Source organism: Mesorhizobium sp. M0244 (genome assembly GCF_040321795.1).
GTDB lineage: Bacteria > Pseudomonadota > Alphaproteobacteria > Rhizobiales > Rhizobiaceae > Mesorhizobium.
Map to the genome: position 1 here is coordinate 1 of NZ_JAMYSE010000145.1, position 10,606 is coordinate 10,606.

At 58.7% G+C, this 10,606-nt stretch carries 6 protein-coding genes and 3 pseudogenes; 4 read left to right on the plus strand and 5 right to left on the minus strand.

Annotated elements, in window-relative coordinates; all coding sequences use genetic code 11:
• Positions 1-228: hypothetical protein (locus NKJ08_RS36825; protein WP_352786128.1), on the minus strand; the 228-nt coding region annotated here is incomplete at its 3' end.
• A gap of 169 nt (positions 229-397) precedes the next feature.
• On the opposite strand from NKJ08_RS36825, the gene NKJ08_RS36830 reads away from it, so the two are divergent.
• Together NKJ08_RS36830 and NKJ08_RS36835 are read left to right on the plus strand one after the other, a co-directional pair.
• Positions 398-1,267, plus strand: coding sequence for an IS3 family transposase (locus tag NKJ08_RS36830; protein ID WP_352531552.1), 870 nt, complete (start codon positions 398-400; stop codon positions 1,265-1,267).
• Positions 1,268-1,332: 65 nt separating this feature from the next.
• Positions 1,333-1,458, plus strand: a pseudogene (locus NKJ08_RS36835) (helix-turn-helix domain-containing protein); the annotation flags it as partial.
• A 1,304-nt stretch (positions 1,459-2,762) separates the two neighbouring features.
• On the opposite strand, the pseudogene NKJ08_RS36840 reads toward NKJ08_RS36835, so the two are convergent.
• A pseudogene (locus NKJ08_RS36840) lies at positions 2,763-2,977 on the minus strand (ATP-binding protein); the annotation flags it as partial.
• Between NKJ08_RS36840 and NKJ08_RS36845 the strand changes: the two are divergent.
• Entirely contained in the window at positions 2,901-3,170 is a 270-nt protein-coding gene (locus tag NKJ08_RS36845) for a hypothetical protein (RefSeq protein ID WP_352531574.1), read from the plus strand. The pseudogene NKJ08_RS36840 and the gene NKJ08_RS36845 sit on opposite strands and share 77 nt — an antisense overlap.
• A gap of 312 nt (positions 3,171-3,482) precedes the next feature.
• On the plus strand, positions 3,483-4,871 hold the full coding sequence (locus NKJ08_RS36850) for a UDP-N-acetylmuramoyl-tripeptide--D-alanyl-D-alanine ligase (protein ID WP_352531554.1): 1,389 nt from the start codon (positions 3,483-3,485) through the stop codon (positions 4,869-4,871).
• A 113-nt stretch (positions 4,872-4,984) separates the two neighbouring features.
• On the opposite strand, the gene NKJ08_RS36855 is transcribed toward NKJ08_RS36850, so the two are convergent.
• The 3 genes and pseudogenes from NKJ08_RS36855 to NKJ08_RS36865 form a co-directional block, all read right to left on the minus strand.
• Positions 4,985-7,207 carry a CapA family protein gene (locus tag NKJ08_RS36855; RefSeq protein ID WP_352531556.1) on the minus strand — a complete coding sequence of 741 codons (2,223 nt, stop codon included), beginning with the start codon at positions 7,205-7,207 and terminating at the stop codon, positions 4,985-4,987.
• Positions 7,208-7,652: 445 nt separating this feature from the next.
• Positions 7,653-8,858 (minus strand): TadE/TadG family type IV pilus assembly protein, encoded by a 1,206-nt coding sequence (locus NKJ08_RS36860; RefSeq protein WP_352531558.1) that lies wholly within the window; start codon positions 8,856-8,858, stop codon positions 7,653-7,655.
• Between the two features lie 127 nt (positions 8,859-8,985).
• Positions 8,986-10,186 (minus strand): annotated as a pseudogene (locus NKJ08_RS36865) (IS3 family transposase).
• Between the last annotated feature and the right edge of the window lie 420 nt (positions 10,187-10,606).

Here is a 10,606-nt window from a genome sequence, read left to right on the forward strand (position 1 = left end):
GCGGTTGTTGCCGGCGGCAATGAAGTCCTCGTGCCGATAGCTGCTCGAGCGCATGCCGAGCGGATCGAACAGCAGGCTCTTGGCCAGCGGCGCCCCAGTTTCGCATTGGCGGGTCTTCGGCGCTGCGTGGTGCTGGGCGTCCGCAGCGCGTCGAAGCGGTGCGGCGGCAAGCAAACGATCCTGCAGTGCCTGCGCCGTCGGATACGTCTGACGAGCTGTCGAAGGCATTGGCTCGCATCGCCGATCTGGAACGATTGGTCGGACAGAAGACCGTCGATCTCGATTTTTTGCCTTGCAGCACGTCGGGGAAGAACGCCAGCAGAGCGGCGCGCCTGGCGGGACGGCATCTACACGGTCATCCAGGCGATGATGGCGTCCTTTTCGATGGCTGCAAGGCGTGATCGGGATCGAGCGGATGTGCAGGCTCGCGGGCGTGAGCCGCGCGGGCTACTATCGGCATTGGCAGGTATCGTCTCCACGCCGTGAGGAGGCAGGTCTGCGTGATGTGATCCAGCGCCTGGCGCTGTCCAATCCGCATTACGGCTATCGCCGGATTGCCGTGCTGCTCGGCTGCGGGAGCTGGCGGGCGAACCACAAGCGTGTGCTGCGGCTGATGCGCGAGGACAATCTGTTGTGTCTGCGCAAGGCAGGTTTCGTGCCGATGACGACGGATTCCAAGCATGGCTGGCGGGTCGTTCCCAATCTGGCACGAGGCCTCCAACTGACCGACATCGACCAGCTCTGGGTCGCCGACATCACCTATGTCCATCTTGCCGAGGAGTTCGCCTATCTGGCGATCGTGCTTGACGCCTACAGCCGCAAGGTCATCGGCTGGGCAATGGCAACCCATCTCAAGGCCGAGCTGGCGATCGCTGCGCTCGACCAAGCGATTGCGGTGCGCCGACCTCCGCCGGGCAGCGTCATCCATCACAGCGATCGCGGCGTGCAATATGCCTGCGCTGAATACGCTGCACGACTTGCGGCGCATCGCATCCAGCCGAGCATGAGCCGGATTGGCAATCCCTATGACAATGCCAAGGCTGAGCGCTTCATGCGAACGCTAAAGGACGAAGAGGTCGATGGCCGAGCCTATCGCGACATCATCGATGCCAAGAAAAGCATCGGCGAATTCATCGAGCGGGTCTACAACAGGCATCGCCTGCATTCAGCGCTCGACTATCTCTCGCCGGATGAATACGAAGCCGGCCTAACGCGATTGCGCCAGGATCCCCCAGCCGCAATCCAAAACCTGGAGAACTGTCCCTAATTAGTGTCTCACCCAAGGGGTGCAGTCCAATGGGTAACACTTTTGGCTTTTGGCCGGAGGTGTTGATGCCGTGGAGAGAGTATTCGGTGATGGAGGAACGTCTTCGTTTTGTAGCTCGCCTTCTCGACGGGGAAGGCATGAGCGATGTGTGCCGGGAATTCGGCATCTCGCGCAAGACCGGCTACAAGATCTCGCGCGCTCCCGCTACCAAGTTTATCTCAATGAAATCAAGGCATTAACTGGAAGGTTGCTTTATAGAAGCGTCCTTTCATGTCGCGCATGTTGGAAGCTGCCACGGCTGATTTCCAAGCGTTTCCTGCGGCTATCGGCAGATCCATGCGACATGAGCGCGACATGGGAAGCGGGCCGGGACTGCAGATGTCTGCACTGTCGAGTCTATAAACATCCAGCAAGGCGCTGGCGCGGATAACCGTGCCAGCGCGCCAACGCCCGATGCGCGCGGCAGCACAGCGTCGACGGACCTCATGACCCAGCGCTGTTTGGAAGCCGAAAGAAGCTCTTCCTCCTCCACGATGCCGGCCATGTAATTTGCAATGATCCGGGACGCGAGCGCTTCACGTTGATGCACGGTCTGACCGTCAACTTTCAGCCGATCGAACACGCGACTGAGCAACGCCAACTCGGACTGGTCGAAAACACCCGCGTCCCGAGCTCTTTGATGGATCGGCATTACCCCTCTCGCCCGGAGATTTCTTTACAGAATTACCAATCGACACAGCAAAAGCAAAGTCGCCCCTTCGAGTGAAGGTCTGCCATTCGATCAATATTGCGCACACCTCGACTTGAGAGAGAAGAATTGCCACAAGGCGCCGGTTGAGCGTGCGACGGTTAGGCGCCCAGTCCCGGCATCAGGCAATGACACCAAGCCAAGGCTCAGCTACGCTGTTGCGGCGGCGGACCTGATTCCCGCCTTGGCCGGCACCTATCTCCCGCCCTCCCCCCTCTCCCGATGGGTGCCGGCTATCTTCAGCGCGGGGCGGATTGCGCTTGTGTAGCCTACAGGCCCAGGGTCAGAGACAACTGGACAACAGGCGTGTCTTGCTCACGGACATCAATCGCTACGTGGGGCTGCTCCAGCCTTTGCACCTGATCTTTCGCTAAATTCGAGCAAGGCTCGAACCTGTACGGTTTTCACACTCCTCATGGTGAACCCACCGCCGGCGTGCGCATCGGGCCTTCGAATGTCGGCGCATCGACGATCTTGCTTTCAAGATAGCCGTCGTTGCTGCGGTAAGGCCCTTCTGACCCGCCGGGTAACTCCAGCAGCCGACCGCAGGCGACGGCACGATCAATCCGTATCGCCCCGCGCGCGCTCTGAGGCCGCGAATGCTGCGCACTGACCACCCGCTCGGCGGAACGCTCTCGTCGCACCAATTGAACGCGCGGGCGACGGCTTCGCAGACGTTGCGTCTGCCGCCTTTGTCAAACGAATCCAGGAATTGACCCCTTTGGCGAACTGAAGAACTGACCCCCTTCATTGGTTTGCTTCGTTTGTTTCGGGCACCGAGCCGACCTTCTGCAGAAGGCCGGACCGGCGCTTTTCGCGCAGCCTGTAGCTGTCCCCCTGATGGTGATCACCGTTGAATGGTGAAGCAGGCGATCCAAGATTGCCGTGGCCACCACGGGATCTCCAAAAACGCTCCCCCATTCACCCACCGAACGGTTGGAGGTAATCAGGATCGATCCCTTACGCGCGGTGGCGACCAACGTGAGACGAGATCGAACCAACAACCCCGCAATCGGCATCAAGGGCAAGCGCCACGGGCCGCCCGCCAACGACGAAGCCGGGTATTTCGAGTTCTGCCCCGTTTGTGGCCAGACGTTCGACAAGCGAAACCTTGGCGAGGTGCTGCATCACTATCTCCCAACCATGAGCCGTTGAACTCGACGGATGCGTAACCAACCTTCGAACAGACGGTTCCGGTCATCCAAGATCATGATCGGTCCCAACCAGACGATCTCAAAAGTGATTGCGGATCTCGTCGTTAAAGTAGCGGCCTTCGCGAAGGCCGCTTTGAACCCGGCAAAGGTCTCCGGTGGTACCCGGAACCATTGCATATTGGGCGGAATTGGCTGAAAGTGATCGGACCACAGGACGGGGTGTCGGACGGCTACGCATTCCAGGTGGCCGAGGCGCGGGTCAACGTGATTCGGGTCGATCGGCGGGACAGGGGGAGAAATGCACCCTTGGACGATGGCTGAGCTTGCGGAGATCACTGCAGGCATATGGGAAGGCGACCTGCCGGAAGACTGGACGACCGACCGCATAGCCTTCTGCGACGCACTGATCGGCCCCGGCGCGCTCGTCATCCCATGCGTTGGCACCTACCGTTACGGCGTACACACCAAGAAGATCAGGCGCTTCAGGCGACAGGGGCTCGCGCTCCTCGCGGACCGAGAGTACCGGTCCAACTTCGAATACTTGCCGTTGCTCCGGGTGGCTTCGGTCCGCGTCGCCATGAAGTATCTCGCCAAACGAGCGCGGGCTGCTTACGGCGGACGCCTCATCGCCGTGGGCGGCAGCGTCGGCAAGACGAGCACCAAGGCGATGATCAACGCCATTCTCACCGCAACTGGTTATCAACCGTTTCCGGACAAGAACTTCAATACCAACAGTGGAGTGTATGGCGAGATCGCCAACCTTCCCCGTGATGGCTTCCACGTTTTCGAGGTGTCGATTGGCTTTTATCGGAAGCTTAGCGCGCTTGCGCTCAAGCCGCATGTCGCACTCATCACGACAATCGGCGACGCCCATCTCGAAGAGTACGGCTCGCGTGAGGCCATCGCCAAGTTGAAAGCCCGCCTGTACGATGTCGCTAAGGGCGGCACTGCGATCATGCCTCGGGATTCCGAGCATTTCGAATACCTCCGAGCCCGCGCCCTGTCGTTCGGGGCGAAGGTCGTGTCCTTCGGTGAACATGCTAAGGCCGACTACCGGCTCGTGGACTATTCGCCCGAAGATCAACTGGTGCATGCGGTCCTGAAGGGCCGGGACTTTGCCTACAAGTTAGGTAATCCAGGGCGGCACATGGCAGTCAACAGCCTCAGCGCGCTGGCGGCTGTCGATTCGCTCGGCCTTGATCTGGGAGCTGCGACCAACGCGCTCGCCGAGGTGGAGGCCATCCCCGGGCGCGGCGAAGTCATACGCATCGCCCTCGCGTCCGGCGAGATCCATATCGTCGATGAGGCCTACAACGCGAATCCGACATCAGTAGCCGCCGTGCTGGCGGCACTTGCTGAGGGGCAGCGCGCAAGTGGGGGCCGAAAGCTTGCCCTTCTTGGCGACATGCGGGAACTCGGGCCACGATCGGCCGAATTTCACGCCGGTCTGGCGGAACCCGTTCTCGCGGCCGATCTGGATATGGTGATGACGGTTGGGACGCAGATGACATATCTCCGTCGTGCCCTGCCGGAGTATCTCCTCGGCCCACACTTCGCGACAGCAGACGATGTGTTGCCCGAGCTCGCCACTATCCTGCGCGCGAAGGACCTCCTTCTTGTAAAAGCTTCGAATGCCATGGGTCTAGATGAAGTTGTAACTCGCCTGCGCCGGCAATTGGACTCTCGACTAGGTCCGCCGTGATATAGCGTCCTAGGGTAGTGCCGGCTGGGCGCCGTCTTTGCAACCGGAGAGCTGCGTACATTCATGCCCGCTCGTCCGCATTAACGCCTGAAATGACAGGATGAGCAATTGCGCTACCGTCGAAGGGCGAAGCGCGGTGACAGAGGAACTTGATTTTGCAAGTACCACCACCCAAAATCATCTTTCTTAAGTTTAATCTGGTGGTCGAACTGGTCGGGAAGTGTCGCACGTCGTCTCAATTCCGACAAGACCAATGCAGCTTGCATGGCATTCACAGGACGCGTGCGGAAATCGGTGACCCGGTTGTCGCAAGACACCGGGTAGAGGCGCAGCTCCGCCTCCCCCACACCCAGATGTAGCCGCGCGATGAGACTGTAAGGGAAACCACTCTCTTTCAGATAGCGACCGGGGGCATTGTAGACAAAATTACCCAAAGAGCACACCAACCCGCCTTCTTTGCAAAACTCTACCTGCTGTAGACAATGGGCGCCATGCCCAATAACCAGATCTACCCCGGCGCGCATTGCCTCTTTCGCCAAAGCGAACATCTCCTGCGTCGCCCAGCGATAATTCTTGCCGCCCCAATGCGGTTGAAACACGATCATCGCCTCAGGAAAGGCGGCTCGATAGAGGCGCACTTGGTCGGGCAGGAAATGCGAGAATCCCTCCCCAAATCCGGCCACTCCTGGCGTGTGGGGCCCGGCATAGAACTTGAAATTCTGGTCGTAGTCTCTGCGGTACTCGAAAGCAGAAAAAACTATGACTTGGGCAACACCTAAATCGATCAAAAGTGGGGTTGTTGCTGCGGCAAGGTCGGGCCCCATCCCGATCGAATGAATTCCGCTGGACGACAAAGTGTCTCTCATCGCCAATGCGGGCTCCTGCCCAAAGTCCATTGAATGGTTATTGGCCAGCGTCACGGCGTCTACCCCAAGGCGCCGAAGTACGCTGAGCGTGCGCACGGGGTCTTCCCAGGAAAGAAATTTCTTTTGTCCGCCAAAGATATCCGGTGGCGAAACGGCAAGGACTGTCTCGAGGTTAAGGACCAGAACTGCACGATTGGCGATCATCGGCCGCAGGGCGTCGAAGAAGCTGTCCGGGACCTTGCTTAAGCGGGCGCGTGTCTCAGGCCACCGGTCGCTGAGATAGCCGTCACCAAGGCTCGTGTCTCCGCCGAACATGATGGTGGGCGGCTGGCTGCTGGAGACTTCAAGCCTATGAAACGGTAGGTCTAGGTCAGGCGAGACCACCAGAGCGGGCTCTTCGGCGCGGGCTGCCGAAGGCCGTGGCCTGTCGGCGGTCAGCATATCGGTTGGCGGGTGTGCCTTGAGAAACAGCTGGCGGTCGCAAAACGCCGCTATCAGACGGCATACATCGATTGCATCGCCGTGTGCGGGATATACATAAAGCCCTAGACCGGGACGGTTATTGGCTTCGATAATGATGTAGCTACCGGGGTTCGGGGCTGTGGTATGATCGTACGCCATGACATCGAGACCGATCACATCCAAGCCTGGCGCGATTTGAGTGGCTCTTTCGGCGATACGCCGCATCTCCGGATGTACGCTGTCGGTGATGTTCCGCGTCTCGCCTCCTAGCAACCAACCGGATTTGGCGGCGAGCGGAACGATCCGACCTTTGGACGGAACATCTTCAAGCGTCATTCCCTGCCCGGATAAGAAGTTGCGCCGTGCTGCGTCGACCTGGATTGGATACTCGGACAAATGTGAATTGCGAGCACGCCGGGCGTTTTTTTCGTCGATAAGGGCCGCGACGTTTTGCTCTCCATCCCCTACGACATGTGCAATAACCTTCTCAATCACCGCGACGCACTGTCCATCTATGACCAAGTATCGCGCTTCGACTGCGTTACTGAAAAATGACTCGATGAGAATGCCCTTTGAGGACCCGACGCTGGCGAGACCCCAAGCTGCATCTAACGTTTCGGGCGTCACACCGACGGTAACCCCCCTGCCTTTTCTGCCGTCGGCAGGCTTGACTACAACGCTACCCATCCGCGCCACCAAGGGTCGCGCCGCCTCTAACTGATCGGAAACAAAGACGTGCTGTTCAGCCACCTCCAGGCCGTGTTCCTTCAGAATTCTCGAAGTTAATACTTTATCCTTTAAGATGCGGCTTCCCAAGCGCGACATAAAACTGGTCTCGCCTTCGAACAAATAACAATGTCGACCGCCCTTTGCGACCCGCAGCAAATCACCGAATCTTGTCGAGGTGTAGCCAAGTTCCTTAAAAGCAGCCTTCATCGCGTGGGCCGTGCGGAACTGCGGCACCCCGTCATAAATATTAATTGGACCCAGAAGTGGTATCTGCACCATTTGAAATTGCCCAGGCCAACCCCGTTTTGGCTAACTTAGCGGAAGAGGTAGGACCTGGGAAGTATACTAGTTTCCGGCTCGTCGGCACGCTATTGGCTTAGAGCCGAGCCTGTCTGCGGAGACATAGGCAAGCTCTCACGGCGCCAGTCCCGCTGAAGCGAGCAGCGGCGATGTCACTCACCTTCAGATCGACTGTCGCGTTTCACCCCGGGATCGTCGCCAACCACCAGCCGCGGAGTGCGTAGACTGCCTTCTCTGTAGACGCAAAAATGGCACGCTGCCGGCAGAGCAGCGGAACTGACAGAGATCTCTGGCGGCAATTTCGGCCATGCATTTGACCGCAGCCGCCCGGAATGGTTGCTTCGTCCCAGCCCCGGTTATTCCGTCCAAAACGCAGCGACAACAAAGGTGTGGCCCTGTGCCGAGGACTAACATCATCACTGCTTCAGCGAAGGAGCACTATCCCTAACTCTCTAAGAGCTTTCGGCGGAGTCGCACCATAGCTATCCAGGGTCACGCTCGAGTTGCCGCTATAGAAGAATTGCCAGGCAACAATCCAACCTGAGTTGGCAGTCGACTTCAGGTCTTTTGTCCCTCTCATCCGAAAATGATGGTGGGGCAGGTAGATAGCCCCTTCAATTAAGTAGTTTTTGTTTCCGGATAATGAGACCGTTGGCACAGAGGGCGTAACTGTGCGTGACCCGAAGATAGCGATGCCAGCGTAAATGCCGCTCGTGGGAGCCGAAATCCTTACGCCACCTTTGCCTGCTGACTGAATAATGCTTGACTCGGAGTCAACGAATATCGTGACTTGGTCGCCCGAGAGATTCACATGGCTGCCGATACTCACTGTTGCGTTCTGAAAATAGTGAACTCCGGTAGAAAGAACGACGTTTCCGTCGAAGTCGATGTTTCCACAGAACACCCGGCCGGCCGGAATGGTAACATCGGTCAGCATCTGATTACTGTAATCGCAGCCGTTCGGTGGAGCGGGCTGCGGTATGTCGACAAGTGGGTCTGCGAGTTCGGGTTGGTTGGTTTTCGGGATGATGGTGTAACCGCCGCCTTGGTAATTGCCCACTATAGAGATTTCCCTGGCGACGATCTTTCCGGTTCCAACGTGCCTCAGCGCCTTTGGACTGGAGGAATTCACTTGGATACCGCAGTTTGGCACCGAAAGGCCCCCGGAACCCATTACCGTCAGCGCTCCATTTGAGGCAGGATCGAGGACATAGAAGCAATAATCTGGCGCGGCTTTTCGGGCCGTTGCCGCCACGTGAAGGTTAATACTCCGAATTCCAGCAAGACTCATGAAAGCGGTTGGCATTCCAGCTGAGATTTCAACCGCCGCCTCTCGCGTCCCAGCAGTAGGAGTGGTGATGCTCACCCCAACGACAGCGCCGGTCACGAAGGAGCTATTGGCCAGCGCCCAATTCTTCGCGGCATGGACGGCTTCTTCGTTTCCTCCGTCGCTCTCGACAGCAGCAAGAGCCGCCGAATCGGCCATCTCCTGCAGCTTGGATTTCCAGGAAGCGGCATTGACAAAGTCAATGCTAAGGCCAAGGGCCAAGCCCAGTGGCACCACCATTAAGGCCATCGCGACGGCAAAGTTCCCTTTCCTTTCGAGCAGCAGATCTTTCAGTGTCCGCATCCAGAAGCCCTCTCTTAAGAGCAACTTAGACCGAAGGCGGTTTAGAATTTACTAAATTAGAACAATCAAACGCAGTGGCAATTCACGCTCGGCAGAAAGGCGATGCAAGTGACGTTGCCCCCAGTTTCTATGCAGTTTTGAGTTCGTTTCCGGCGTGGGTTGTGCCCTGCTGGGCGGGTGGAGCGACGGGCGCTGGCGCGGAGCCTTTGGCATAGCGCAGCGCGAGCGACCGTCGCGGATTGAAGGTGGTGGCGAACTCGGCCGGTGTCTGCCAGGCGATTTGGGAATGCGGCCGCGCGGTGTTGTAGTCGTCGCGCCACAGGGCGATGGCAACGCGTGCCTGAGCCAGCGAAGTAAACAGCGTCTCGTTGAGCAGTTCATCGCGCAGTCGGCCGTTGAAGCTCTCGATGAAGCCGTCTGCATCGGCTTGCCGGGCGCAATGTAATGCCATTCCACGCGGTTCTGATCCGCCCAGGAGAGGATGGCGTTCGAGGTGAACTCGCTGCCATTGTCGCTGACGATCATTCTCGGCCGGCCGCGCTCGGTGATGAGCCGGTCCAATTCTCGGGCAACCCGCATGCCCGAGAGAGACGTATCAACGATGAGTGCCAGGCACTCTCTCGTGCAGTCGTCGACGACGGCCAGGATGCGGAAGCGGCGCCCGTCTGTGAGCTGGTCCGATACGAAGTCGAGCGACCAGCGCTCGTCGGGCCTCAGCGGCACCACCATCGGCGCCCTGGCCCCGATCGCCCGTTTGCGGCCGCCACGGCGGTGAACGGCGAGCTTCTCCTCCCGATAGAGCCGGAACAGCTTCTTGTGGTTCACGACCAGGCCCTCCCGCCTCAGCATCACGAGAAGACGCCGGTAGCCGCACCGGCGACGCTCCTGCGCGATCGCCTTCATCCGCTCGCGAAGCTCGCGGGCGTCCTGCCTGCTGGTCTCGTAGCGAACCGTCATGCGGCAACAGCCGATGGCTTTACACGCCCGCCGTTCGCTCATCCCGAAGCCTTCCTTCAGGCGAGCGACAGCTTTCCGCTTGGCCGCGGGCGTCACCATTTCTTTCCCACAAGATCCTTCAACGCGGCATTGTCGAGCATGGCGTCGGCCAGAAGCCGCTTCAGCCGCGTGTTCTCGTCCTCCAGAGCCTTCAGTCGCCGAGCCTCGGAGACATCCATCCCGCCGAAGCGGGCCTTCCAGTTGAAAATCGAGGCGTCGCTGACCCCGTGCTTGCGGCACAGATCGGCAACCGATACCCCGGCCTCATGTTCCTTCAAAATTCCGATGATCTGCTCTTCAGAGAAGCGGCTACATGTCCTGGTCCTCTCGATGGGCCAGAACGAACTTCAAACCGGATTAGATAAGAGGGGCAAGGTCACCCTCCCCGTATTCTGGATGCAATTCAGGGTCAGGCAGCTAGGACGGTTGCCGATACCTACGGCGAGGTCACGCTAAAGACCATGGCGGCGGAGATTGCGAAATTGCCTCGCTATTCGGTTGTAACCTAATTTCGAATTTTCGGCTGGTGGCATGCACCAGACCGGACTAGATGGCTCGGCAAGTTGACGAAAAACCTGTTCTGGGGCCATTTGGGGTATGCTGCCAATTGTTCGCGCAACAGGCTGCCATAAAAGCAGTGTCTAATTAAATGACTAACAGGCTTCTCTGATTGGGGTCGGTGAGGTCAAGCGTTTCCTGTCTTTTTTCCGGACCATGTCGCCCCGCGGGTCACTCGCTTCTCTTCGCGGTCG

Bases quoted from the DNA above. Each gene is read 5' to 3' on its own strand.
- NKJ08_RS36860 (WP_352531558.1), bottom strand. From the start codon at position 8,858: ATGCGGACACTGAAAGATCTGCTGCTCGAAAGGAAAGGGAACTTTGCC.
- NKJ08_RS36855 (WP_352531556.1), bottom strand. From the start codon at position 7,207: ATGGTGCAGATACCACTTCTGGGTCCAATTAATATTTATGACGGGGTG.
- NKJ08_RS36850 (WP_352531554.1), top strand. From the start codon at position 3,483: ATGGCTGAGCTTGCGGAGATCACTGCAGGCATATGGGAAGGCGACCTG.